This window comes from Microbacterium sp. H37-C3, from assembly GCF_027157935.1.
Classification (GTDB): Bacteria; Actinomycetota; Actinomycetes; order Actinomycetales; family Microbacteriaceae; genus Microbacterium; species Microbacterium plantarum.
Genome location: NZ_JAPVLR010000001.1, coordinates 760,532 through 786,124, shown reverse-complemented (window position 1 = coordinate 786,124; position 25,593 = coordinate 760,532). Strand labels below are relative to the sequence as shown.

Genomic DNA, 25,593 nt, shown 5'->3' with positions numbered 1-25,593 from the left:
GAGCGAAGGTCGGGCCCGATGTCGGTGGCCCCGCCTACGCTGGAATCATGCAGACCACGCGCTCCGTGAGGCCCTTCGAGGTCATCAGCGAATACGTCCCGAGCGGTGACCAGCCCCAGGCGATCGCCGAGCTCGCGGGCCGGATCAACGCGGGCGAGACCGACGTGGTGCTGCTGGGTGCCACGGGTACGGGCAAGTCGGCGACGACGGCGTGGCTCATCGAGCAGGTGCAGCGTCCGACGCTCGTGATGGCCCACAACAAGACGCTCGCCGCGCAGCTGGCGAACGAGTTCCGCGACCTCATGCCGAACAACGCGGTCGAGTACTTCGTCAGCTACTACGACTACTACCAGCCCGAGGCGTACGTCCCGCAGACCGACACCTTCATCGAGAAGGACTCGTCGATCAACGCCGAGGTCGAGCGGTTGCGCCACTCGACCACGAACTCGCTCCTGAGTCGTCGCGACGTGGTCGTGGTCAGCACCGTTTCGTGCATCTACGGCCTCGGTGCGCCGGAGGAATATCTCCGCGCCATGGTCGCGCTCCAGGTGGGCGAGCGATACGACCGTGACGCCCTCATCCGCAAGTTCATCGCGATGCAGTACAACCGCAACGACGTGGACTTCTCGCGCGGCAACTTCCGGGTGCGCGGCGACACGATCGAGATCATCCCGGTGTACGAGGAGTACGCCATCCGCATCGAGCTCTTCGGCGACGAGATCGAGGCGCTGTACATGCTCCACCCGCTGACGGGTGACGTCGTCCAGAAGCTGGACAGCGTCCCGGTGTTCCCGGCGTCGCATTACGTGGCGGGCACCGAGACGGTCCAGCGCGCCATCGGAACGATCGAGCACGAGCTCGGTGAGCGTCTGAAGGAGTTCGAGAGCCAGGGAAAGCTGCTGGAGGCGCAGCGTCTGCGGATGCGGACGACGTTCGACCTCGAGATGCTGCAGCAGCTCGGCTTCTGCTCGGGCATCGAGAACTACTCGCGGCACCTCGACGGTCGTTCCCCGGGTGACCCGCCCCACACGCTGCTCGACTTCTTCCCCGACGACTTCCTCCTCGTGATCGATGAGTCGCACGTGACCGTTCCCCAGATCGGAGCGATGTACGAGGGGGACGCCTCCCGCAAGCGCACCCTCGTCGACCACGGGTTCCGTCTGCCGAGCGCCATGGACAACCGGCCGCTCCGCTTCGACGAGTTCAAAGAGCGCGTCGGGCAGACCGTGTATCTCTCCGCGACACCGGGGCGGTACGAGATGGGCATCGCCGACGGCGTGGTCGAGCAGATCATCCGGCCCACCGGTCTCGTGGACCCCGAGATCATCATCAAGCCCTCGAAGGGTCAGATCGACGATCTGCTCGAGGAGATCCGGCTGCGCGTGGAGCGCGACGAGCGCGTCCTGGTGACGACACTCACCAAGAAGATGGCTGAAGAGCTCACCGACTTCCTCGGCGAGCACGGCGTCCGGGTGCGCTACCTGCACTCCGACGTCGACACGCTCCGCCGTGTGGAGCTCCTCACCGAGTTGCGCCAGGGCGCGTACGACGTGCTCGTCGGCATCAACCTGCTCCGAGAGGGACTCGACCTGCCCGAGGTGTCGTTGGTCGCGATCCTCGACGCCGACAAGGAGGGGTTCCTGCGTTCGGGAACCTCACTCATCCAGACAATTGGGCGCGCGGCGCGAAACGTCTCGGGCCAGGTGCACATGTACGCCGACAAGATCACCGACTCGATGGCCGCAGCCATCGAGGAGACCGAGCGTCGCCGTGAGAAGCAGATCGCCTACAACCTCGAGCACGGCATCGATCCGCAGCCGCTGCGGAAGAAGATCGCCGACATCACGGATGCCCTCGCGCGAGAGGCATCCGATACCCGCGACCTGCTGAACGGCAAGGCGACGGCTCGCAACAAGTCGGGCAAGGGCAAGAGCCCGACCCCGCAGCTGCGCCGTGAGGGGATCGCCGCAGAAGGGGCTCAGCAGCTCGAGGCGACGATCGAAGACCTCTCGCAGCAGATGCTCGCCGCGGCAGCGGAACTCAAGTTCGAGCTGGCAGGGCGCCTCCGTGACGAGGTGCAGGACCTCAAGAAGGAGCTGCGTGCGATGGAGCGAGCCGGGCACGCCTGACCGCGGGAGGTGTCAGCGGCGGCGCCGGGTCAACGGGGGCAGTGGAGCAGGGGCTTCGGCCCGGCTCGGTCCACGTCGTGCTCGGTCATCGGGTGGCCGCACAACGGACACGCGCGGCCGGTGCGCTCGGGCTCGGGCTCGCTCTCGTACGGGCCGACGGACGCCGGCCCGGCGGCACGGATGAGCCGCGAGTTCAGATAGGCGTACCAGCCGCCCGCCTCGCGGACGCGCGTGCGGAGGGGTGGGCGGCGGTCGTGCTCGGTCATGATCATCAGTGTACTAACGATTAGGGCGTATAGAATGCGAGGGTGGACTCCGCCGACGACATGTTGAAGCTCGACAACCAGCTCTGCTTCGCGCTGGTCACCGCGGCCCGGAACGTCGTGGCCATCTACCGGCCGATTCTCGAGCCGCTCGGCCTGACCCACCCGCAGTACCTCGTCATGCTCGCCCTCTGGGAATCGTCACCGCAGGCGCTGGGGGAGCTGGCGGCCGACCTTGCGATGGAGCCGGCGACGCTGTCTCCGCTCGTCAAACGTCTCGAGGCCCAGGGGCTGGTCACGCGCGCACGGCGGCGAGGCGACGAACGCGTGCTCGAGATCGGACTGACCGCTGCGGGCCGAGCGCTGCGCGCGGACGCGGTGCGTGTCCCCGAACAGGTCATGGCGGCGGTCGGCATGACGGTCGACGAGGTGACCGCTCTGCGCGACGGACTCGAGCCGTTCGCCGGGCGGCGGGTCCCTCGAGAGCAGCCGCCTGTAGCGCAAGAGTGAGCCCAGGGCGAACCGCGGAGCCGGTGTCGGAGGCCCGACCTAGACTTGTGCGGTGCCCATCGTCCCCGTCGCTTCCTCATCGAAACTCAGCATCCGCGGAGCCCGCGTCCACAACCTCAAGGACGTGGATCTCGACATCCCGCGCGACAGTCTCGTCGTCTTCACCGGCCTCTCCGGCTCGGGAAAGTCGAGTCTCGCCTTCGACACGATCTTCGCCGAGGGCCAGCGCCGCTACGTCGAGTCGCTGAGCGCATACGCGCGACAGTTCCTCGGTCAGGTCGATCGTCCCGACGTCGACTTCATCGAGGGCCTGAGCCCCGCCGTCTCGATCGATCAGAAGTCGACGAACCGCAACCCGCGGTCGACTGTCGGCACGATCACCGAGATCCACGACTACATGCGCCTCCTGTGGGCGCGGATCGGCGTACCGCACTGCCCCGAGTGCGGCGAGCGGATCCAGCGTCAGACCGTCCAGCAGATCGCCGACCAGCTCATGGAGCTGCCCGACCGCACGCGCTATCAGGTGGTCGCGCCGGTCGTGACGCAGAAGAAGGGCGAGTTCGTCGACCTCTTCAAGGAGCTGAGCGCGAAGGGCTACGCCCGGGCGGTCGTCGACGGCGACGTGATCTCGCTGGCCGAGCCGCCGACGCTCAAGAAGAGCTACAAGCACGACATCGCGGTGGTCGTCGACCGCCTCGTCGCCGGCCCCGATCTGCTCGGGCGCGTGACCGACTCGGTCGAGACCGCCCTGGCACTCGCCGGCGGCGTCATCAAGATCAACTTCGTCGACGAAGAGGGCGACGCGGCGTGGCAGAGCTTCAGCGAGAAGCTCGCCTGCCCGAACGGCCACGCGTTGCAGCTCACCGAGATCGAGCCGCGCACCTTCTCGTTCAATGCACCCTTCGGCGCATGCCCGACGTGCTCGGGTCTCGGCACCCGGATGTCGGTCGACGCCGAGCTCATGCTGGGCGACGAGGAGCTCTCGATCGCCGAGGGCGTCCTCCTGCCCTGGACAACGCAGGGCAAGGGACTCTTCCAGTACTACGAGCGGCTGCTCGAAGGGCTCGCATCCGACTTGAAGTTCTCGCTCAAGACCCCGTGGCGCAAGCTGCCGGCGGAGGTGCAGGACGCGGTGCTGCGCGGCGAGAACTATAAGGTGACGGTCAAGTGGAAGAACCGTTACGGGCGCGAGATGCGCTACGCATCGGGCTTCGAAGGCGTCATCCCGTACATCGAACGTCAGTATCTCCAGGCCGAGACGGACACGCAGCGTCAGCGCTGGGCGGAGTACCTGCGCGAGGTCCCGTGCCCCGCGTGCGACGGCGACCGGCTCAAGCCGGAGGTGCTCGCGGTCCTCGTCCACGAGCATTCCATCGCCGACGTCGCGCGGCTGAGCCTCGCCGAAGCGCAGACCTACTTCAACCAGCTCGAGCTCACCGAGCGCGAGGCCAAGATCGCGGCAGCGGTGCTGCGCGAGATCCGCGCCCGACTCGACTTCCTCATCGAGGTCGGACTGAACTACCTCAGCCTGGGGCGCGCCGCCGGATCGCTCTCGGGTGGCGAGGCACAGCGCATCCGGCTCGCGACACAGATCGGTTCGGGCCTCACCGGGGTCCTCTACGTCCTCGACGAGCCGTCGATCGGACTGCACCAGCGCGACAACCGCCGCCTGATCGACACGCTGGTGAAGCTGAAGAGCCTCGGCAACACGCTCATCGTCGTCGAGCACGACGAAGAGACGATCGCCGCCGCCGACTGGGTGGTCGACATCGGCCCGCGTGCCGGCGTCGAAGGCGGAAACGTCGTCCACTCCGGCCCGTACGACGCTCTGCTGGCCGACGAGAACTCCATGACCGGCGATTACCTGTCGGGACGCCGGTCGCTCGAGACGCCGACGAAGCGTCGCAAGATCGACAAGAAGCGGATGCTGACGGTCGTCGGCGCCCGGGCCAACAACCTCAAGAACGTGACCGCCGAGTTCCCGCTCGGTGTGCTCACCTCGGTGACCGGAGTCAGCGGCTCGGGCAAGTCCACGCTCGTCAACGGCATCCTGTACGAAGTGCTGGCGACCCGCCTGAACGGTGCACGCCGCGTCGCGGGCAAGCACACGCGCGTCACCGGCCTCGACAACCTCGACAAGGTGGTTCACGTCGACCAGGCGCCGATCGGCCGCACCCCGCGATCGAACCCCGCCACCTACACCGGCGTCTTCGACCGCATCCGCTCCCTGTTCAGCGAGACGCCCGAGGCGAAGGTCCGCGGATACCTGCCGGGTCGGTTCTCGTTCAACGTCAAGGGTGGTCGCTGCGAGGCGTGCTCCGGCGACGGCACACTGAAGATCGAGATGAACTTCCTGCCCGACGTGTATGTCGACTGCGAGGTGTGCCACGGCAAGCGGTACAACCGCGACACGCTCGCTGTGCACTACAAGGGCAAGAACATCGCCGAGGTCCTCGAGATGCCCATCTCGGAGGCCGCGGAGTTCTTCGAGCCGATCCAGGCGATCCACCGCTACCTGAAGACGCTCGTCGACGTCGGGCTCGGGTACGTCCGGCTCGGTCAGTCCGCCACGACGCTTTCGGGCGGCGAGGCGCAGCGCGTCAAGCTCGCCACGGAGCTGCAGCGCCGCTCGAACGGCCGCAGCATCTACGTGCTCGACGAGCCCACGACGGGCCTGCACTTCGAAGACGTCCGCAAGCTGCTCGAGGTGCTCAACGGTCTCGTCGACAAGGGCAACACCGTGATCACGATCGAGCACAACCTCGACGTGATCAAGGCCTCCGACTGGATCATCGACCTCGGTCCCGAGGGCGGTGCCGGCGGCGGCACGATCGTGGCCACGGGTACGCCCGAGCAGGTCGCGGGCGTCGCCGAGAGCCACACCGGTCAGTTCCTCGCCGAGATCCTGGGGGCCCCGGCGGCGCGCAAGGCGGGCTGACGTGGCGAACGTCCTTCCGTACCGGCCGAAAGCCGGCGAGATCCCCACAGACCCCGGGGTCTACCGCTTCCGCGACGCGGAAGGGCGGGTCCTGTACGTCGGCAAGGCGAAGAACCTCCGGGCCCGGCTGTCGAACTACTTCGCTCCGCTCCACACCCTCCACGAGCGCACCCGCCGCATGGTCACCACCGCGGCCTCGGTCGAATGGACCGTCGTGGCGACCGACGTCGACTCGCTGCAGCTGGAGTACATGTGGATCAAGGAGTTCGATCCGCCCTTCAACGTCCGCTACCGCGACGACAAGTCCTACCCGTTCATGGCCATCACTCTCGCCGATGAGGCGCCGCGGGTGATCGTGACGCGCAACCGGCGGATTCCCGGTGCGAAGTACTTCGGGCCGTATCCCAAGGTCTGGGCGGTGCACGAGACCATCGATCTGATGATCAAGGTCTTCCCGATCCGCACGTGCAGCGACTCGTCGTACAAGAAGGCGATGGCCTCGGGGCGTCCGTGCTTCCCCGGGCAGATCGGCCGCTGCGGCGGGCCGTGCTCGATGAAGGTGACGATCCAAGAGCACCGCGCGATGGTCGACGACTTCGTCGCCTTCATGTCGGGCGGCGACCAGCGGTTCGCCCGCGAGCTGACGACGCGCATGCGCGAGTCCGCCGCGGCGATGGACTACGAATCCGCGGCTGTCTACCGCGACAAGCTGCAGGCGATCGATGCCGTTCTCAACAAGAGCGCCCTCGTGCTCGAGGACGATATGGATGCCGACCTCTTCGGCATCGCCGAGGACGAGCTCGCCGCTGCCGTCCAGCACTTCGTTGTGCGCGGCGGTCGCATTCGCGGTGTGCGGGCGACGACGATCGAGAAGGAGATCGACATCTCCGGGGCCGATCTGGTCGATCAGGTGCTCCAGCGGACGTACGGGGATGCCGCGCCCGGTGACATCCCTCGGCATGTGTTCGTTCCGACGCTGCCCGGCGATGCCGGCGAGCTGGAGCAATGGCTGCAGACCCGTCGCGGCAAGCGCGTCACCGTGCAGGTCGCGCAGCGCGGGCGCAAGGCGGATCTGATGAAGACCGCCAACATCAACGCGCAGCAGGCGCTCATGCTTCACAAGACCCGTCGCACGAGCGACTACGTCGCTCGCAGCCAGGCGTTGACCGACCTCCAGGAGGCCCTCGGCCTCGAGGAGGCTCCGCTGCGGATCGAGTGCTACGACGTCTCGCACCTGTCGGGCACCAATGTCGTCGCGTCTCTCGTGGTCTTCGAGGATGGGCTTCCCCGCAAGGACCAGTACCGGATCTTCGGCGTCAACGAGACGACGGACGACACGGACTCGATGTACCAGGTGCTGACGCGCCGCCTCGCCTACCTCGACCGACCCGACGAGGACGATGAGCCGGTTCCCGACGCGACCGCCGACGGCGAGGTCGTGACGGCACGCAAGCGCCCGCGTTTCGCCTATCGTCCGCAGCTGCTCGTCGTCGACGGCGGCAAGCCTCAGGTCGAAGCGGCAGCGCGAGCCCTCGCCGACGCCGGACACAGCGAGATCGCTCTCTGCGGCATCGCCAAACGGCTCGAGGAGATCTGGCTGCCGGGGGAGGAGTACCCCGTCATCCTCCCGCGCACGTCCGAGTCGCTGTATCTCCTTCAGCGGCTGCGAGACGAAGCCCATCGATTCGCGATCGTCCACCAGCGCAAGCGGCGAAAGCGTGACATCACCTCGGTCCTCTCCGAGGTACCGGGCCTCGGAGCGGCCCGGATCAAGGCTCTGCTCCGGCACTTCGGCTCGGTCTCCAAGCTCAAGCAGGCGACGCCGGAGGAGATCCAGGAGCTGCCGGGCATCGGTCCCCGACTGGCCGAGGCGATCCATCGCCATCTCGCGGACGGATAGGCTGGACGTCGGCGACAGACAGGGGTGGTGACGGTGACCGACGAGGTACCCGCGGGCGAGATTCTCATCGTCACGGGCATGTCCGGTGCCGGCCGCACCACGGCCGCGAACGCCCTGGAAGACCTCGGGTGGTACGTCGTGGACAATCTGCCGCCCCAGATGCTGCGTCCGCTGCTCGAGCTCAGCGAGCTGGCGGGGAACGCGTTGCCGCGAGTCGCGGCGGTCGTCGACGTCCGCGGCGGTGAGCTCTTCGCCGCACTGCCCGAGATCACGCGGGCGCTCCGGCATGGGCGCACCCTCCGGATCCTGTTCCTGGATGCCGCCGACGAAGTGCTCGTGCGCCGGTTCGAGTCGGTGCGTCGCCCGCACCCTCTCCAGGGCGACGGCACACTCGTCGACGGCATCCGCCGCGAGCGCGAACGCCTCGCCCCGATTCGCGAGAGTGCCGACGTGATCGTCGACACCTCCCGCGACAACATCCATCAGCTGGCGACTTACATCGGTGACCTGTTCGCCGACGACGGTGCGGCTCGCCACACCGTCACCGTCATGAGCTTCGGCTTCAAGTACGGCCTGCCGCCGGACGCCGACCTCGTGGCCGACATGCGATTCCTGCCGAACCCGTTCTGGAACCCCGACCTCAAGGCGCTCACCGGCGAAGACGACGCCGTCCGCGAAGAGGTCCTTTCGCACGACAACGCACGCGAGTTCATCGACGCCTACGCTGCGGCGCTGGCACCTGTGCTGCGCGGTTACCAGGACGAGAACAAGCGCCATTCCGTGGTCGCCGTCGGATGCACGGGAGGCAAGCACCGCTCCGTCGTCACGGCTCGAGAACTTGCGCAGCGGCTGTCGGGGCTGCCCGGCGTGGCGGTGCGACTCAAGCACCGCGACCTCGGTCGCGAGTAGGCTATCCCTTCGTCCCCCGAACCCCCTCCCGAAGGAGCGCCGTGCCGCTGACCGCTGACGTCAAGACCGAGTTGGCTGCGATGCGCGACCCTCGACCCGCCGCCCGTGTGGCCGAGGTGACCGCGATCCTGCGCTTCGCGGGCGGTCTGCACTCGATCGCGGGCCGAGTGGCCGTCGAGGCCGAGGTCGACTCGGAGATTCTCGCCCGCCGCGTGGCGCGCGAACTCGTCGAGATCTACGGCGTGCGGCCCGAGCTCGCCCGCATCCAGGCGTCCGGCGGCCGCGACGGCGCGACGTTCGCCGTCCGCGTTCGCGAGGGAGGCGAGACCCTCGCACGTCAGACCGGCCTTCTCGACCAGCGGCGCCGCCCGGTGCGCGGCCTTCCCAACAGGCTCACGACCGGATCGCGTCCCGACCTGGCCGCCCTGTGGCGCGGTGCTTTCCTCGCTGCGGGTTCGCTGTCCGACCCGGGACGTTCGGCCGCTCTCGAGATCTCCTGCCCCTCTCCCGAGGCCGCCATGGCCCTCGTCGGCGCTGCTCACCGTCTGGGCATCGCGGCCAAGGCGCGCGAGGTCCGCGGGATCCCGCGCGTCGTGGTCCGCGACGGCGAGGCGATTCGGCAGACCCTCGCCGAGATGGGCGCCACCCGCACGGCCGACACGTGGGATCAGATGCGGCAGCGGCGCGAGGTGCGCGCAGGCGTGAACCGCCTCGTGAACTTCGACGACGCGAACCTGCGTCGTTCGGCGCAGGCAGCCGTCGCGGCCTGCGCGCGCGTCGAGCGAGCCCTCGAGATCCTGGGGGACGAGGTGCCCGACCACCTCAAGCAGGCCGGCGATCTCCGTCTCGCACACCGCGACGCGAGCCTCGATGAGCTCGGTCATCACGCCGACCCGCCGCTGACGAAGGACGCTGTCGCGGGCCGCATCCGCCGCCTTCTCGCGATGGCCGACAAGAAGGCCGCTGCTGAAGGACTGCCCGACACCGAGTCGGCGGTCCCCGCGGGACTCTCCGACTGAGCGACCCCACCCGCGTTACACCGCGTTCCGAGCGGGAAGCAACGGGGTGTGCGACGCGTTGCCCCTCAATAGGATGAGAAACGTCCACGAGGCGTGCGGTCGCGCGCCTTCGACAGCACGAGCCGCGCGCTGCGCGGTGCTGACAGGAGATAGAGAATGACGAAGTACACCCTTCCCGAGCTCCCATACGATTACGCGGCACTCGAGCCGCACATCAGCGGCAAGATCATGGAGCTTCATCACTCCAAGCACCACCAGACGTACGTGAACGGCGCCAACACCGCTCTCGAGCAGCTCGCGGAGGCCCGTGAGACCGGCAACCTCGCGAACGTCAACAAGCTCGAGAAGGACCTCGCGTTCAACCTCGGCGGGCACGTCAACCACTCCATCTTCTGGACGAACCTCTCGCCCGAGGGCGGCGGCGAGCCCGAGGGCGAGCTCCGCGCGGCGATCGACGAGTTCTTCGGCGGATTCGACAAGTTCCAGGCGCACTTCACGGCTGCCGCCACCGGCATCCAGGGCTCCGGCTGGGCCGTGCTCAGCTGGGACCCGATCGGCGCGCAGCTGATCATCCAGCAGCTGTTCGACCAGCAGTCGAACACCGCCCAGGGAACCATCCCCATCTTCCAGCTCGACATGTGGGAGCACGCCTTCTACCTCGACTACCTCAACGTCAAGGCGGACTACGTCAAGGCGGCGTGGAACATCGCGAACTGGCAGAACGTCGCCGAGCGCTTTGTGACGGCTCGGGAGAAGACGGCCGGCCTGCTCGCGTAGTAGGGTCATAAACAGGTGAGGATGCCGGGCTCCTCCCGGCAACGGGAGCCGAACCCGGCATCCTCTTCTTTTTCATCAGATCGCGTTTCGGTCAGCCAGCACGGGCTTTTCCGGCGCGACAAGAAACGGGAGACATCGTGTCTGTCAAGATCGGCATCAACGGCTTCGGCCGCATCGGACGCAACTACCTCCGCGCCGCCCTCGCTCAGGGCGCGGACCTCGAGATCGTGGCGGTGAACGACCTCACCGACAACAAGACTCTCGCCCACCTGCTCAAGTACGACTCGATCCTGGGTCGCCTGGACGCCGAGGTCACGTACTCGGAGGACTCGATCACGGTCGGCGGCAAGACCATCAAGGTCTTCGAAGAGCGCGACCCCGCCAACCTCCCCTGGGGCGAGCTGGGCGTCGACATCGTCATCGAGTCGACCGGTCGTTTCACCAACGCCGAGGACGCCAAGAAGCACATCGCGGGCGGCGCTAAGAAGGTTCTCATCTCGGCTCCCGCGAAGGGCGAGGACGGCACGTTCGTCATCGGCGCGAACGAGGACCTGTACGACCCCGAGAACCACAACGTCATCTCGAACGCGTCGTGCACCACGAACTGCCTCGCGCCGCTGGCGAAGGTCCTGAACGACGAGTTCGGCATCGTCAAGGGCCTCATGACGACGGTCCACGCCTACACGGCCGACCAGAACCTGCAGGACGGCCCGCACAGCGACCTCCGCCGTGCCCGCGCCGCCGCCCTCAACATCGTCCCCACCTCGACGGGCGCGGCCAAGGCCATCGGCCTCGTCCTCCCCGAGCTGAAGGGCAAGCTCGACGGCTTCGCTCTTCGCGTGCCCGTTCCCACCGGTTCTGCGACCGACCTCACGGTCGAGCTCGAGCGCGAGGTCACGGTCGAGGAGATCAAGGCTGCGTACAAGGCTGCTGCCGAGGGTCCGCTCAAGGGCATCCTGAAGTACACCGAGGACGAGATCGTCTCGAGCGACATCGTCACCGACGACCACTCCTGCATCTTCGACGCCGGCCTGACCCGCGTCATCGGCAACCAGGTCAAGGTCGTCGGCTGGTACGACAACGAGTGGGGTTACTCCAACCGCCTCGTCGACCTCACCGAGCTCGTCGCCAGCAAGCTCTGACGACCATGGCTCTGCGAACCCTCGATTCGCTGGGCCCGCTCGCAGGAAAGCGCGTCATCGTCCGTGTTGATTTCAACGTCCCCCTGAAGGACGGAGTCATCACGGACGATGGCCGTGTGCGTGCGGCACTGCCCACCATCGACCACCTCATCGGCCAGGGAGCCCGCGTCATCGCGTGCTCGCACCTGGGACGTCCCGACGGTTCCCCCGACCCCAAGTACTCGCTCGAACCCGTCGCACAGCGTCTGTCGGAGCTGCTCGGCAAGCCCGTCGCCTTCGCTGGCGACACGGTGGGCGAGTCGGCGCAGCAGGTCGTCTCGTCGCTCGGCGACGGTGACGTCGCAGTGATCGAAAACCTCCGCTTCAACGCGGGCGAGACGGCGAAGGACGAGACCGAGCGTCGCGCGTTCGCGGAGCAGCTCGCCGCGCTCGGCGATGTGCTCGTGTCCGACGGCTTCGGTGTCGTGCACCGCAAGCAGGCCTCGGTCTACGACCTCGCGGAGATCCTCCCGTCGGCCGCCGGCTTCCTCATCGAGAAGGAGGTCGACGTCCTCGACCGCCTCACCGAGAACCCCGAGCGTCCGTACGCCGTGGTGCTCGGCGGGTCGAAGGTGAGCGACAAGCTGGGTGTCATCGAGCACCTGCTTCCGCGTGCCGACAAGATCCTGGTCGGCGGGGGGATGCTGTTCACCTTCCTCGCCGCGCTCGGACACAAGGTCGGCAAGAGCCTGCTCGAGAGCGACCAGCTCGAGACGGTGAAGGGCTACATCGCCACGGCGAAGGAGCGCGGCGTCGAACTCGTGCTCCCTGTCGACGCGGTCATGGCTTCCGGCTTCGCGGCGGACGCCGATCACGTGGTCGCGGCGGCCGATGCTCTGGAGGACACCCCGTTCGGTGCCGACGGCATGGGCCTCGACATCGGCCCGAAGAGCGCAGAGCTGTTCGCCGACGCGATCCGCAGCTCGCGCACCGTGTTCTGGAACGGCCCGATGGGCGTGTTCGAGATGCCCGCGTTCGCGGCAGGCACGCGAGCCGTGGCTCAGGCGCTCACCGAGGTCGACGGGCTGTCCGTCGTCGGCGGCGGAGATTCGGCGGCCGCGGTGCGGCAGCTCGGGTTCGCCGACTCGTCGTTCGGTCACATCTCGACCGGCGGCGGTGCGTCGCTGGAATTCCTGGAGGGCAAGAAGCTGCCCGGTCTGGAGGTGCTCGGATGGGCATGAACCGTATGCCGCTCATCGCGGGCAACTGGAAGATGAACCTCGACCACCTGCAGGCGGTCGCATTCGTGCAGAAGCTGCACTGGACGCTGAAGGATGCCAAGCACGAGGACGACTCGGTCGAGGTGGCCGTCTTCCCGCCGTTCACCGATCTACGTACGGTGCAGACGCTGCTCGACGCCGACAAGATCGCGTTCGCGCTCGGCGCCCAGGATCTTTCCACGAAGGACTCCGGCGCGTACACCGGCGAGATCTCGGGAGCGTTCCTCAAGCAGCTCGACTGCCGGTACGTGATCATCGGGCACTCGGAGCGTCGTGAGTACCACGCCGAGACCGATGAGGTCGTCGCGGCCAAGGTCCAGGCGGCCCTCCGTCACGGTCTGTCGCCGGTCATCTGCGTCGGTGAGACGGCGGAAGACCTGGAAAAGCACGGCGCGTCGGCTGTTCCGGTGGCGCAGCTCGAGGCGGCCCTCGCGGGCGTGGCGGCGGATGCCGACATCGTCGTGGCTTACGAGCCGGTGTGGGCCATCGGGTCGGGCCAGGCTGCGACCCCGCAGCAGGCGCAGGACGTGTGCGCGAAGCTCCGTGAGGTCGTCGGCTCCGTGCTCGGCGCCGATGCGGCTGCGCGCACCCGCATCCTCTACGGGGGATCGGTGAAGTCGGCCAACATCGCCGGTTTCATGCGCGAGCCCGATGTCGACGGCGCTCTCGTCGGAGGCGCGAGCCTCATCGCAGACGAGTTCGCCGCGATCATCCGCTACCAGAAGCACGTCGGCGTGTGACGTCGTACGGCCCGGCGACCCACCGGTCGCCGGGCCGTACGCGTATCCGTGCGGCTGCTGGATATACTTGACCCTCGTGCGATCGGAACGATCGCCGGAAAGGTGACGACCACCGTGCAGATCCTCGAGTTCGTGCTGCAGGTGCTTCTGGGCATCACCAGCCTGCTCCTGACGTTGCTGATCCTGCTCCACAAGGGGCGCGGCGGCGGCCTGTCCGACATGTTCGGCGGCGGGATGAGTTCCGCCATGGGCTCGTCGGGCCTCGCGGAGCGCAACCTCAACCGCTTCACGATCGTGCTCGCGCTGGCGTGGTTCCTCTCCATCGTCGCCCTCGGCCTCATCACGAAGTTCACGGTGCTCTGATGGCCACCGGAGGAAACGCCATTCGCGGCACCCGCGTCGGTGCGGGCCCCATGGGCGAGCAGGACCACGGACACCACGCTGATCGCGTGGCGATCTCGTACTGGGACGCTCTCGGCAACGAGACCGTGCGCTACTTCGCCGCCGGCATCGCGGACGAAGAGATTCCCGAGACCATCGACTCGCCCCACTCGGGGCTGCCGGCCGGTCGCGACAAGGCGAATCCGCCTGCCGTCGCCAAGACCGAGCCGTACAAGACGCACCTCGCCTACGTGAAGGAGCGCCGCTCCGACGAAGAGGCCGAGCAGCTGCTCGACGAAGCGCTGCAGCAGCTTCGCGAACGCCGCGGACTGAACTGACGCGGCACACGTCGCAACATACGAAGAGAGCGGATGCCACGGCATCCGCTCTCTTCGTATGTGCGCGCGAGTCAGTACTCGTCGTCGATGAGCTCTGGCGGAACCTGCGCGGCGGTCGCTTCATCCGTGAACAGAATGGTGCGACGGGTGCCCTTCGCACCGGCTGCCGGCACGCTGTGGTAGCTGGCACCCGCAAGCGCGAGCCCGAGCGCGGCTGACTTGTCCGGACCGGCGAGCACCATCCATACCCGCTTCGACGCGTTGATCACCGGCCGAGTGAGCGTCACGCGCTCGGCCGGGGGCTTCGGGGAGTCGTGGACGGCTGAGACCGCGCTGTCGGTGATGCGGATCTCGCCGCGGTCCGGGAACAACGAGGCGATGTGGCCGTCGGGGCCGACGCCCAGGAAGCAGATGTCGAAGACGGGCCAGGCCGCGCCGTCGATGCCCGCCGTAGCGAGCTCGGCGGCGTACGCGCTGGCGGCGGCTTCGGCATCCGGCGCCTCGTCTGACGCAGCGATGGGATGCACGTTCGATGTCGGCAGCTCGATCGCGTCGAGGAAGGCGCGACGTGCGACCGCCTCGTTCCGATCCTCGCTGTCGCGGGCGACGAAGCGCTCGTCGACCCACCAGAAGTGCACGCGCGACCAGTCGACAGTGTCGCGCTCGGGGTGGGACCCGAGCCGCTCGAGCACATCCGTCATGATGCCGCCGCCCGCGAGACCGACGTTGACGGTTCTCCCGTCCGTTCCCCACTTCGCCACGCGATCGAGGAAACGTGCCGCGATCGAGCCGGTGAGGGTGTCGACGTCGGGGCTGATGACGACGCGCTTCTCAGCGGTCGGCATCTCAGGCGTCTCCGGCAGGCGAGCGGTGGAGCCGCGCCCAGCCGTCCGTGATGACCCGGCCGTACAGGACGTCGGGCCCGAGGCGTCGGAGCTCTTCCGCGAGGCATTCGCGGAGCGTCCGACGGGGGAGGACGAGATCGTGCGACGGCTGGCCCGGCTGGGTCAGCGTCGCGTCGACGGTCGTCGTGCGCTCGAGCAGGACGTCACCGCTCGGCCGCTTGAGGCGGACACTGCGGATGCCGTGCTCCCACTCGTCGCGGGGCGCGTACTGCCAGTTCACCGGTACATCGAGCATCAAGCACAGCCAGGCGGCGAGCAGTCCTGTCGACGGCGAGCTGCCGCTGCCGACGACCTCGACCTCGGTCACCGGCTCGTAGGGAGGCTGGTCGAGGACGGCCGCGAGCTGCTCGCGCCAGTGCGTCAGGCGTGTCCACGCCAGATCGGTGTCTCCGGGCGCGTAGCCGTCGCCCAGCGCGGCGAGCCGTCCACTGTCGTAGGGCAGCGTGGCGGCGTCGGTGATCCGCCGCTGCGCGATGCGGCCGATGGGCGACTGCGACGGGTCTGCGGGCGGGTGGTCGGGCCACCAGGCCACAACAGGAGCGTCGGGCAGCAGGAGGCCGGTGATGAGAGCCTCGTCGTTGCTCGCTGCGCCACCGCTGGCGCGCAGGACCACGACCTCGCTTGCACCGGCGTCGCCGCCGACCCGGATCTGCGCGTCGAGCTTCGATTCGCCCTTCGCATCGGTGATCAGCACGATCACGCGCATCGGGTGCTCGCGCGAGGCGTCATTGGCCGCCTCGATCGCGTCTTCTTCGAGCCCGTGCGACGTCGCGATGACGAGTGTCAGGACGCGTCCGAGGGCGACGGCACCGCCCTCCTCGCGCACGTTGACGAGTTCGCGGGCGATCTTCGACACGGTCGTGTCGGGCAGATCGACGATCATGGACGCCTCCAGACGCGGCCGTCGCGGGCCAGCAGTTCATCTGCGGAAGTGGGGCCCCAGGAGCCGGGCGCGTACTGCTCGAGCGGACCGCCCTGCTTCGCCCAGAACTCCTCGACGGGGTCGAGGATGCGCCACGAGAGCTCGACCTCTTCGTGCCGCGGGAAGAGCGGCGGATCGCCCAGGAGGACATCGAGGATGAGCCGCTCGTATGCCTCGGGGCTGGATTCGGTGAAGGCGTGGCCGTAGCCGAAGTCCATCGTGACGTCGCGGACCTCGGTGGCGGCCCCCGGCACCTTGGAGCCGAATCGGATCGTGACGCCCTCGTCGGGTTGGACGCGAATCACCAGGGCGTTCTGGCCGAGCTCCGTCGTCTGATTGCGCAGGAACAGATGCTGCGGGGCCCGCTTGAACACGACCGCGATCTCGGTCACGCGGCGGCCCAGACGCTTGCCCGTCCGGAGGTAGAACGGCACACCTGCCCAGCGGCGCGTGGCGATGTCGACCTTGATGGCGGCGTAGGTCTCGGTCGTCGACTCGGGATTCATCCCGTCCTCGTCGAGGAAGCCGGTGACCTCTTCGCCGCCCTGCCACCCGCCGGCGTACTGTCCGCGGGCGGTAGCGGTCGAGAGATCGGCCGGCAGCTGGACAGCGGCGAGCACCTTCTCCTTCTCGGCCCGCAGGTGGCCCGCCTCCATCGAGATGGGCTCCTCCATCGCGGTGAGGGCGAGGAGCTGGAGAAGGTGGTTCTGGATGACGTCGCGGGCCGCGCCGATGCCGTCGTAGTATCCCGCACGCCCGCCGACGCCGATGTCTTCGGCCATCGTGATCTGCACGTGGTCGACGTAGTTCGCATTCCAGATCGGCTCGAACAGCTCGTTCGCGAAGCGCAGTGCGAGGATGTTCTGCACCGTCTCCTTGCCGAGGTAGTGGTCGATCCGGAAGATCGAGTCGGCCGGGAAGGCCACCTCGAGCGCCTCGTTGAGTTCGCGGGCCGTCTTCAGATCGCTGCCGAACGGCTTCTCGATGACCACGCGGCGCCAGGTGTCGGCATCCGCGTGCTCGTCGACCAGGCCGGAGTCCTTGAGCTGCTTCGCGACGATCGGGAAGTCCTTCGGCGGGATCGACAGGTAGAACGCGTGATTCCCCATCGTCCCGCGATCGACATCGAGCTTCTCGACCGTCTCGCGGAGCCGACGGAAAGCATCGGCGTCGCCGAACTCGCCGGAGACGAAGCGGATGCCCTGGAGGAGCTGCTTCCAGGTCTCCTCGCGGAACGGCGTGCGCGCGTACTGTTTCACCGCCGAGTGCACGACCTCCGCGAAGTCCTGGTCCTCCCAATCGCGTCGGGCGAAGCCGACCAGGGCGAACCCGGGGGGCAGCAACCCGCGGTTGGCGAGGTCGTAGACGGCGGGCATGAGCTTCTTGCGCGACAGGTCGCCGGTGACGCCGAAGATCACGAGAGCGCTGGGCCCTGCGATGCGGTTCAAGCGGCGGTCGTCGGGATCGCGCAGGGGGTTGTGGGCGCGCGAGATCTCCACGGTCATGGGAGGGGTCTTCCTACTGGGCGGCTTCGAAAAGGGTGAGGACCTCGGTCGCGGGGTCCGTCAGGGTGAGCGTCACGACGGGGCGGCCGCGCTCGGCGAGGACCGCGGCGTCGCCGGAGGCCTGCGCTTCGATCAGACGGCCGAACGTGAAGGGACGACCCGGAATCTCGAGGTCGACGTCCGTGCGCTCGGTGATCTGGACGAACACGCCGTTCGCGGGGCCGCCCTTGTGGTACTGACCGGTCGAGTGCAGGAACCGCGGTCCCCACCCGAACGTGGTGGGGCGGCCGGAGTCGGCGGCGATCAGTTCGCGCACGCCAGCCAGCTGCGGCACGGCGGTGCGATCGACATAGGCCTGGACGGCGACGTATCCGTCGGCCGGGACGACCCGCCACAGATTCGCGAGGACCCCCGCGAGCGTGCGATCCGCCGCGAGGGCGGGATCGGACACCCGCACTTCGACGCCGTCCTCGACGAACAGCGGCGCGGTCGACGCGGGCTGCGCATCGAGCAGGCCACGCGCGGCGGTCTTCGCCGCCTCGACGTCGGGCTGGTCGAAGGGGTTGATCCCGAGCAGGCGACCCGCAATCGCTGTGGCGTACTCCCACACCAGGAACTGGGCGCCCAGGGAACCGCTGACGAGCACCTCGCCGGGGTGCTGCTCGAGGATCTGGAAGTGGACCGCGTCGCCGACGAGTCGCACGACCTGCAGGTCATCAGGAAGGAGGTCGAGCTCGGGGGAGAGCGGGGTGGCGACGACGGGCAGGATGCCGGTGCCGGCCTTCCCGGTCGATTCGGCGACCAGCTGCTCGATCCAATCGGGGAGTCCCACGATGTGGGTCCCGTCGCTGATGAGGGCCAGCTTGTCGCGGCGCGGTTCGCCGCCCGCGATCGCCGCGGCGAGCACGAGAGCGGGGTTGCGCGGGTCGTCCACGGCCACTTCGAGCAGGGTGGCGTCGGCTTCGTCGAGCAGCTGCCCGATGTCGGCCCCCGCCAATCCCGCCGGCACGAGGCCGAAGGCCGTGAGCGCCGAATAGCGCCCTCCGACCGTCGGGTCGGCGGTGAACACCCGGTGTCCCGCTTCGCGCGCCTCGCGCTCGAGCGGAGAGCCCGGGTCGGTGACGACGACGATGCGATCGGCCGGATCCATACCGAGATCGCTCCACGCAGCAGCGAAGGCGCGACGCGCCGAATCGGTCTCGACCGTCGAACCCGACTTCGACGAGACGACGAGGACGGTCTCGGCGAGACCGCCTGTCTCCGGGTCGCCGTCGATGGCCGCCAGGACCTGCCCGGGGGCGGTGGAGTCGAGGATCGTCAGCGGCACACCGTGCGTGCGGGCGATGACCTCGGGAGCGAGCGACGAGCCACCCATCCCGGCCAGCACGACGCGCGTGATACCCCGGCCGAGGAGCTCGGAGCGCAGCGCCTCGATCTCGGCGACGAGCGGACGCGACACGGTGACGGCCTGCACCCAGCCGAGTCGGCGGGACGCCTCGGCGGCGGCAACAGGACCCCACAGGTCGGCGTCACCGGCGGTGATGCCGCTCGCCACCAGATCGGTCACGAGTCGGGGCACGGTCTTCTCGACGACGTCGGAGACGTGCCCCGAGACGTGGATCTCGAAGCTCAACGGGCGCTCTCCAGAGCCGCCGTCACCGTGCCCTGCAGGTCGTGCCACGACGCGATGAACTTGTCGACGCCCTCGTCCTCCAGCAACTGGGTGACGTCTTCGAGGTCGATGCCTACCTCGGCGAGGTCGGCGAAGACCTTGTGCGCGGCCTCGTAGGCGCCGGTGACGGTGTCGCCGGAGATCACACCGTGGTCGAACGTCGCCTCGAGGGTCTTCTCGGGCATCGTGTTGACGGTGCCGGGGGCGACGAGCTCGGTGACGTAGAGGGTGTCCGGCAGCGCGGGGTCCTTGACACCGGTCGAGGCCCACAGCGGACGCTGCAGGTTCGCGCCGGCGGTAACGAGGTCCTGGGCGCGCTGCTCGGCGAACTTCTTCTCGAAGAGCTCGTAAGCCAGGCGCGCGTTGGCGACACCGGCGAGCGACTTCAGCTCGTTCGCGGCATCCGATCCGATCGCCGTGAGGCGCTTGTCGACCTCGGTGTCCACACGCGAGACGAAGAACGACGCGACCGAGTGGATGCCACCGAGGTCGACGCCCGCCTCGCGGGCGCGTTCCAGGCCGGCGAGGTAGGCGTCGATGACCTCGCTGTAGCGCTCGAGCGAGAAGATCAGCGTGACGTTGACGCTGATGCCGGCGGCGATGACCTCGGTGATCGCGGGCAGGCCGGCCTTGGTCGCGGGGATCTTGATCAGGACGTTCGGGCGGTCGACCGCGGCGGCGAGCTTGTTGGCCTCGGCGATGGTGGCGTCGGTGTCGTGCGCGAGGTCGGGGGAGACCTCGATCGACACGCGACCGTCGACGCCGCCCGTCTTGTCGAAGATCGGGCGGAAGATGTCGGACGCGTTGCGCACGTCCGTCGTCGTCAGCTCGAAGATCGTGTCGTCGGTGGAGGCTCCGGCCTTGGCCTGCGCCTCGATGGCCTCCTCGTATCCGACGCCCGCGCTGATGGCGGCCTGGAAGATCGAGGGGTTCGTCGTCACGCCGACGACGTTGCGGGTGTCGATGAGCTCCTGCAGGTTGCCGGTGGTGATGCGCTGACGCGACAGGTCGTCGAGCCAGATGCTGACGCCGGCGTCGGAGAGGTCCTGGGTGGGCGTGCTCATGCGTTGTTCTCCTCAACGGTTGCGCGGGCGGCCGCGACGACGGCCTCGGTGGTGATTCCGAACTTCTCGAACAGGGTCTGGTAGTCGGCCGAAGCGCCGAAGTGGTCGATGCCGACCGAGCGTCCGGTGTCGCCGACGATGGAGCGCCACAGCGGGGTGGCACCGGCCTCGACGGAGACGCGCGCACGGACGGCTGCGGGCAGCACCGACTCGCGGTACGCCTCGTCCTGCTCAGCGAACCATTCGAGCGCGGGGGCCGAGACGACGCGGGCCTGGATGCCGTCGGCGGCGAGAGCCTCGCGCGCTTCGACAGCCAGCTGCACCTCGGAACCGGTGGCGATGATGATGACGTCCGGCTGGCCGCCCTCGGCATCGATGAGCACGTACGCGCCCTTCGCCACGCCGTCCGTGGTTGCGAAGCCGTCCTCACCGCGTGGGAACACCGGGATGTTCTGTCGCGTCAGGGCGATGCCCGCGGGGCCGGCCTGGCGGCGCAGCAGCTCGTGCCACGCGGCCGCCGTCTCGTTGGCGTCGGCCGGACGGACGACCGTGAAGTTGGGGATGAGTCGCAGCGACGAGATCTGCTCGATCGGCTGGTGCGTCGGGCCGTCCTCGCCGAGGGCGATGGAGTCGTGCGTCCACACGTAGATCGACGGGATGTTCATCAGGGCGGCCAGGCGCACCGCGGGGCGCATGTAGTCGCTGAAGATGAGGAAGGTGCCGCCGAAGGCGCGCGTCTTGCCGTGCAGGACGATGCCGTTGACGATCGCGCCCATCGCGTGCTCGCGGATGCCGAAGTGCAGGACGCGGCCGTACGGGTCGCCCGACCACTCGTGCGTGGACCACTCGGTGGGGATGAAGCTCTTGCCCGACTTGATCGTCGTCAGGTTCGACTCGGCGAGGTCGGCGGATCCGCCCCAGAGCTCGGGGAGCTGGTCGGCGAGCGCGTTGATGACCTGACCGCTCGCGGCGCGGGTCGACACGGCCTTGCCCGCCTCGAACGCGGGGACCGACACGTCGGCCGGCAGCTCGCCGGACTCGAGGCGATCGAGCAGCGCCTTGCGCTCGGGGTTGGCCTCGGCCCAGGCGTCGAACGACTTCTGCCATTCGGCGCGCTCGGCTGCGGCGCGCTCGGCGAGGGAACGGGTGTGGCTGATGACGTCGTCGGCGACCTCGAAGCTCTTCTCGGGGTCGAACCCGAGCACCTTCTTCGTGGCGGCGAGCTCGTCGGCGCCGAGCGCGGAGCCGTGGATCTTGCCGGTGTTCTGCTTCCCGGGAGCCGGCCAGCCGATGATCGTCTTGAGGACGATGAGGGAGGGCTTGTCGGTCTCGCCCTTCGCCGCCTCGATCGCGGAGTAGAGGGCGGCCACGTCTTCGACGTATTCGCCCGTGCTCTTCCAGTCGACCGTCTGCACGTGCCAGCCGTAGGCCTCGTAGCGCGCTGCGACATTCTCGGTGAAGGCGACGTTCGTGTCGTCCTCGATCGAGATCTGGTTCGCGTCGTAGATCGCGATCAGGTTGCCGAGCTGCTGGTGTCCGGCGAGCGATCCGGCCTCGGCCGTGATGCCCTCCTGGATGTCGCCGTCGCTCGCGATGACGTAAATGAAGTGGTCGAACGGCGAGGTGCCGGCCGGCGCCTCGGGGTCGAACAGACCGCGCTCGTAGCGAGCCGCGTAGGCGAAGCCGACGGAGGTGGCGAGGCCCTGGCCGAGCGGGCCGGTCGTGATCTCGACGCCCTTGGTGTGGCCGTACTCGGGGTGTCCCGGGGTCAGCGAGCCCCAGGTGCGCAACGCCTTCAGATCATCGAGCTCGAGACCGAAGCCGCCGAGGTAGAGCTGCACGTACTGCGTGAGGGAGGAGTGACCCGCCGACAGGATGAAGCGGTCGCGCCCGAGCCAGTCGGTGTCCGTGGGGTCGTGCCGCAGCACGCGCTGATACAGGAGGTAGGCGGCGGGGGCGAGGCTCATGGCCGTACCCGGGTGGCCGTTGCCCACCTTCTCCACCGCATCCGCGGCCAGGACGCGGGCGGTGTCCACCGCGCGCCGATCGATCTCGTCCCAACGAAGTTCCGACACTCGGTCGCCTTTCTCGAGAGGCAGCGCCTGCGCATGCCGCTCCGCAGTCAGGAAGGGAGGGGTTCGGCGCCGGCGCGCGTATGACCTCAGCATAGCGAGGACGCCAGACGGCCGGGGCGCGCACGTCGTCATGTGACAGTCGTGGTAGGGCGGCCCCGCGGAGGCCCTCCTCGGCGGATGCCCTAGACTGGACAGGTTCACAGCGGTGAGATGCGGGGAGCGATGGACATCACGACGACTGCCGGTTCGGCCTCCGTCGACACCTCTCGTGGCACGTCGTTCGGTGCGACCGTCCGCGCGTATGTCGCGCTCACGAAGCCCCGCGTGCTCGAGCTGCTGCTGGTGACGACGGTGCCGGTGATGATCCTCGCGGCCGGCGGTCTTCCGAATCTCTGGCTCGTGCTCGCGACGGTCGTGGGAGGCGCGATGAGCGCCGGGTCCGCCGCCGCGTTCAACATGTACCTCGATCGCGACATCGACGCGCACATGAAGCGCACCGAGAACCGACCCATCGTGACGGGCGAGGTCTCGGCCCGCGGCGCGTTGATCTTCGCGTGGACGCTCGCGGTGGCATCCACGGTGTGGCTCGCCGTGACGACGAACTGGGTCGCGGCATCCCTCAGCGTCTTCGCCATCTTCTTCTACGTCGTGATCTACACGATGATCCTGAAGCGCCGCACGGAGCAGAACATCGTCTGGGGCGGCATCGCGGGCTGTTTCCCGGTCGTGATCGGATGGTCGGCCGTGACCGGCTCGCTCTCGTGGGCGGCGCTCATCCTGTTCGTTCTCGTCTTCCTCTGGACGCCGCCGCACTACTGGCCGCTGTCGATGAAGTACAAGAACGACTACGACGAGGTCGACGTGCCCATGCTGGGCGCAACCCGCAACGGATCGCAGGTCGGCCTTCAGGTCATCCTCTACGCGTGGGCGACCGTCGCGTGCTCGCTGCTGCTCATCCCGGTGGCGCCGATGGGGCTCGTGTACACCGTCTCGGCGATCGTCTTCGGCGGGTGGTTCCTCTACGAGTCGCACCGTCTGTACAACCGCGCCGTCCGCGGCGAGCAGGCTCGCCCCATGCGCGTGTTCCACGCCTCGATCACCTACCTGACGCTGGTCTTCGTGGCCATCGCGGTCGACCCGCTGCTGCCCTTCTGAGGCCGCGCCCGCGCGGCTGGGCTCACTGGACTCACTTGACAGGTGGGGCCCCTTCGGCGCGTGGGTAGGGGCGCGAGCTGCCATCTGGATCTGCAGGTCCGGGGTCGCTGGGCTCACTTGGCAGGGGCGCCCCCTCAGCACATGGGTGCGGGCGCGAGCTGCCAGGTGAACGTGCTCGGAGTCGAGCCGACAGTGCTGGCGCGTGCAGAACGGCCGCCCTCCTCACCCGGGGAGCCCGAGTGCCGCGGAGGACGGCCGTTCTGAGGGTGTGGCGGCGCGGCTCAGCGCTGCTGCGGGTCGTTGGACGGCGACTCCAGGGTCGAGGTCGTGGCCGGGTCGGGCGCCGTCGTGTCTGCGGCCGAAACCGCGGTCGTCTCGGTCGAGACCGCCGGCTCCGAGGCCGCGCGCTCCGAGATGACATGCTCCGAGGCGGGCACAGCTGCATGCCGATCCTGCTCTCCGGCGGTGCGGCGCGGCTCCCGCGGGAAGACCGAGCTCAGCGCCGCGGTGGCGAGGGCCAGAGCCAGACCGACGACGCCGGCGCCGAGGAGGATGCCGCCGAACACGCCCCAGATCTGGCCGACGTAGACGTCGACACCCGTGGCGGTGTTGTCGAGAATGGTCGCTTCCATGTTGCTGAGCTTCTCGACCAGGATGTAGGTGCCACCGCCGATCGCGGCAACCGATCCGGCAACGAGGATCCAGAACGGGATGCTGCGGACAATGCGGGGGTGAACGCTCATGGTGCTCCTTCGTGTCGCGACCGCTGTCGGCGGCCTCGAACACTCTGGGGGATCGACCTCTGCGTGCCCCTTCCGAAGCCTATGAGGCTTCTGTGTGCGCGACCTCTCGTTCGGTCGCGGGCGCCACGCTCGACAGCGGAGCCTTCAGCGACATCACGACGGCGACCATCGCGGCTACGAGGGCCACGGCGAGAACCATGTGGATGTTCACGAGCGCGATCGGCAGGCCCGTGCGCGCCTGCCACAGGCCGACCGCGATCTGCAGCAGCTCGATGCCGAGCAAGAGGCCCGTCCAGCGCTGCAAGCCGGTCGTGCGGGGGAGCCGGATGGCGCCCTGCACGAGGACGAGCGTCAGCACGAGGGTGATGTATGCGGGCCAGCTGTGCACGTGCTGCCAGAAGATCGGGTCGAGGCCGTTGCGGGCGGCGGCGTCGTCACCGGCGTGGGGCCCCGCTCCGGTGAGGAGGATGCCGACGACGACCGTCACGGTCACCGCGAGCGTCGTCACGTGCGTGGTGATGGCGTACGCCCGCGGCACGATCCGCGCGCGCGGGCCGGGCGTCGCATAGACGCGCACGAGGAACGCCGTCGCCAGCGCGACAAGCGCCGCCGAGATGAGGTAGTGGAGCCCGACGATGCTCGGGTGGAGGTGAAGCCAGACCGTGATGCCGCCCACGACCGCCTGCACGATGATCCCGAGGCCGACCAGGAAGCTCAGGACGGGCAACTCGCGTCGCGTCGCGCGAAGGCGGATGACGGAGAGGAAAGCGAGCAGGGCGACGATGACGAGCACGCCGGTGAGGGTGCGGTTGCCGAACTCGATGAGACCGTGGATGCCCATCTCGGGCGTCGGGGTGAGCGATCCCTCCGTGCAGTACGGCCACGTCTCGCACCCCATGCCCGATCCGGTGAGCCGGACGAGGCCGCCGGTGCCGACGATGCCGATGTTCGTGATGACGAGCAGCCATCCCATGATGCGCGTCCATCGCGTGATGGCGGTCGGCATGATCGTCGCGACGAGTCCGGGGCGGGTTCGGACCAGTGACATCGGACTCCTCCGGGGGCGCTCGATTCGCGCCTCGTACGTTCCGGGCAGGCCCGCGGATGGGGGCGTTGCCTGTAGAATCGGGTGTGTTCGGGATGGCGGCGCGTGTGCACGTCGTCCCTCATAGTCTAGGCGCGGCATCCGCGTCCATCAGGCCCGCGAATCGGCATCCCCGTCCACGTGACTCCCGTCGGAGTCGGGA

General features: G+C 68.4%; 22 protein-coding genes. 13 read left to right on the top strand and 9 right to left on the bottom strand.

Annotated elements, in window-relative coordinates:
- Positions 1–47: 47 nt before the first annotated feature.
- Positions 48–2,129, top strand: coding sequence for an excinuclease ABC subunit UvrB (uvrB, locus tag O1W71_RS03930; protein ID WP_112614014.1), 2,082 nt, complete (start codon positions 48–50; stop codon positions 2,127–2,129).
- A gap of 29 nt (positions 2,130–2,158) precedes the next feature.
- Here uvrB and O1W71_RS03925 read toward each other — a convergent pair whose 3' ends face one another.
- Positions 2,159–2,395 carry a hypothetical protein gene (locus O1W71_RS03925; protein WP_378718155.1) on the bottom strand — a complete coding sequence of 79 codons (237 nt, stop codon included), beginning with the start codon at positions 2,393–2,395 and terminating at the stop codon, positions 2,159–2,161.
- Between the two features lie 60 nt (positions 2,396–2,455).
- On the opposite strand from O1W71_RS03925, the gene O1W71_RS03920 reads away from it, so the two are divergent.
- The 11 genes from O1W71_RS03920 to O1W71_RS03870 all read left to right on the top strand — a co-directional run bounded on the left by O1W71_RS03920 (position 2,456) and on the right by O1W71_RS03870 (position 14,305).
- Positions 2,456–2,902 (top strand): MarR family winged helix-turn-helix transcriptional regulator, encoded by a 447-nt coding sequence (locus O1W71_RS03920; protein ID WP_205289228.1) that lies wholly within the window; start codon positions 2,456–2,458, stop codon positions 2,900–2,902.
- Between the two features lie 52 nt (positions 2,903–2,954).
- Positions 2,955–5,840, top strand: a complete 2,886-nt coding sequence (gene uvrA, locus O1W71_RS03915) for an excinuclease ABC subunit UvrA (RefSeq protein WP_269266575.1) — start codon at positions 2,955–2,957, stop codon at positions 5,838–5,840.
- 1 nt (position 5,841) lies between these two features.
- Positions 5,842–7,740 carry an excinuclease ABC subunit UvrC gene (gene uvrC, locus O1W71_RS03910; RefSeq protein ID WP_269266574.1) on the top strand — a complete coding sequence of 633 codons (1,899 nt, stop codon included), beginning with the start codon at positions 5,842–5,844 and terminating at the stop codon, positions 7,738–7,740.
- 33 nt (positions 7,741–7,773) lie between these two features.
- Positions 7,774–8,649: an RNase adapter RapZ gene (rapZ, locus tag O1W71_RS03905; RefSeq protein ID WP_112615073.1), complete on the top strand. Its 876-nt coding sequence runs from the start codon at positions 7,774–7,776 to the stop codon at positions 8,647–8,649.
- 41 nt (positions 8,650–8,690) lie between these two features.
- On the top strand, positions 8,691–9,668 hold the full coding sequence (whiA, locus tag O1W71_RS03900; protein WP_023951475.1) for a DNA-binding protein WhiA: 978 nt from the start codon (positions 8,691–8,693) through the stop codon (positions 9,666–9,668).
- Positions 9,669–9,824: 156 nt separating this feature from the next.
- Complete coding sequence (locus O1W71_RS03895) at positions 9,825–10,445, top strand: superoxide dismutase (RefSeq protein ID WP_023951473.1); 621 nt, start codon at positions 9,825–9,827, stop codon at positions 10,443–10,445.
- Positions 10,446–10,582: 137 nt separating this feature from the next.
- Entirely contained in the window at positions 10,583–11,587 is a 1,005-nt protein-coding gene (gene gap / locus O1W71_RS03890; protein WP_094261864.1) for a type I glyceraldehyde-3-phosphate dehydrogenase, read from the top strand.
- A 5-nt stretch (positions 11,588–11,592) separates the two neighbouring features.
- Entirely contained in the window at positions 11,593–12,807 is a 1,215-nt protein-coding gene (locus O1W71_RS03885) for a phosphoglycerate kinase (protein WP_112614024.1), read from the top strand.
- Complete coding sequence (gene tpiA / locus O1W71_RS03880) at positions 12,798–13,586, top strand: triose-phosphate isomerase (RefSeq protein ID WP_269266573.1); 789 nt, start codon at positions 12,798–12,800, stop codon at positions 13,584–13,586. Before O1W71_RS03885 ends, tpiA begins: the two co-directional genes overlap by 10 nt.
- Positions 13,587–13,700: 114 nt before the next feature.
- On the top strand, positions 13,701–13,949 hold the full coding sequence (gene secG / locus O1W71_RS03875; protein ID WP_036304945.1) for a preprotein translocase subunit SecG: 249 nt from the start codon (positions 13,701–13,703) through the stop codon (positions 13,947–13,949).
- The gene (locus O1W71_RS03870) at positions 13,949–14,305 is read left to right on the top strand and encodes an RNA polymerase-binding protein RbpA (RefSeq protein WP_112614028.1); all 357 of its coding nucleotides are present in this window, start codon (positions 13,949–13,951) and stop codon (positions 14,303–14,305) included. Before secG ends, O1W71_RS03870 begins: the two co-directional genes overlap by 1 nt.
- A 71-nt stretch (positions 14,306–14,376) precedes the next feature.
- On the opposite strand, the gene pgl is transcribed toward O1W71_RS03870, so the two are convergent.
- From pgl to tkt, 6 genes are read right to left on the bottom strand one after another with little or no spacing between them, the layout of a single operon-like run.
- Complete coding sequence (pgl, locus tag O1W71_RS03865; RefSeq protein WP_112614030.1) at positions 14,377–15,150, bottom strand: 6-phosphogluconolactonase; 774 nt, start codon at positions 15,148–15,150, stop codon at positions 14,377–14,379.
- 1 nt (position 15,151) lies between these two features.
- Positions 15,152–16,093 (bottom strand): glucose-6-phosphate dehydrogenase assembly protein OpcA, encoded by a 942-nt coding sequence (locus O1W71_RS03860; RefSeq protein WP_112614032.1) that lies wholly within the window; start codon positions 16,091–16,093, stop codon positions 15,152–15,154.
- Positions 16,090–17,637 carry a glucose-6-phosphate dehydrogenase gene (zwf, locus tag O1W71_RS03855; RefSeq protein ID WP_269266572.1) on the bottom strand — a complete coding sequence of 516 codons (1,548 nt, stop codon included), beginning with the start codon at positions 17,635–17,637 and terminating at the stop codon, positions 16,090–16,092. Before zwf ends, O1W71_RS03860 begins: the two co-directional genes overlap by 4 nt.
- Positions 17,638–17,650: 13 nt before the next feature.
- Complete coding sequence (locus tag O1W71_RS03850) at positions 17,651–19,270, bottom strand: glucose-6-phosphate isomerase (RefSeq protein WP_269266785.1); 1,620 nt, start codon at positions 19,268–19,270, stop codon at positions 17,651–17,653.
- A complete protein-coding gene (gene tal / locus O1W71_RS03845; protein WP_269266571.1) occupies positions 19,267–20,373 on the bottom strand; it encodes a transaldolase in 1,107 nt (368 codons plus the stop codon). The genes O1W71_RS03850 and tal overlap by 4 nt, the downstream gene beginning before the upstream one ends.
- Positions 20,370–22,448: a transketolase gene (gene tkt / locus O1W71_RS03840; protein WP_269266570.1), complete on the bottom strand. Its 2,079-nt coding sequence runs from the start codon at positions 22,446–22,448 to the stop codon at positions 20,370–20,372. The genes tal and tkt overlap by 4 nt, the downstream gene beginning before the upstream one ends.
- Before the next feature lie 222 nt (positions 22,449–22,670).
- On the opposite strand from tkt, the gene O1W71_RS03835 reads away from it, so the two are divergent.
- Positions 22,671–23,603, top strand: coding sequence for a heme o synthase (locus O1W71_RS03835; RefSeq protein WP_112615075.1), 933 nt, complete (start codon positions 22,671–22,673; stop codon positions 23,601–23,603).
- 281 nt (positions 23,604–23,884) lie between these two features.
- Here O1W71_RS03835 and O1W71_RS03830 read toward each other — a convergent pair whose 3' ends face one another.
- Positions 23,885–24,346: a dinucleotide-utilizing enzyme gene (locus O1W71_RS03830; RefSeq protein ID WP_269266569.1), complete on the bottom strand. Its 462-nt coding sequence runs from the start codon at positions 24,344–24,346 to the stop codon at positions 23,885–23,887.
- Between the two features lie 79 nt (positions 24,347–24,425).
- The gene (locus tag O1W71_RS03825; RefSeq protein WP_269266568.1) at positions 24,426–25,394 is read right to left on the bottom strand and encodes a COX15/CtaA family protein; all 969 of its coding nucleotides are present in this window, start codon (positions 25,392–25,394) and stop codon (positions 24,426–24,428) included.
- Between the last annotated feature and the right edge of the window lie 199 nt (positions 25,395–25,593).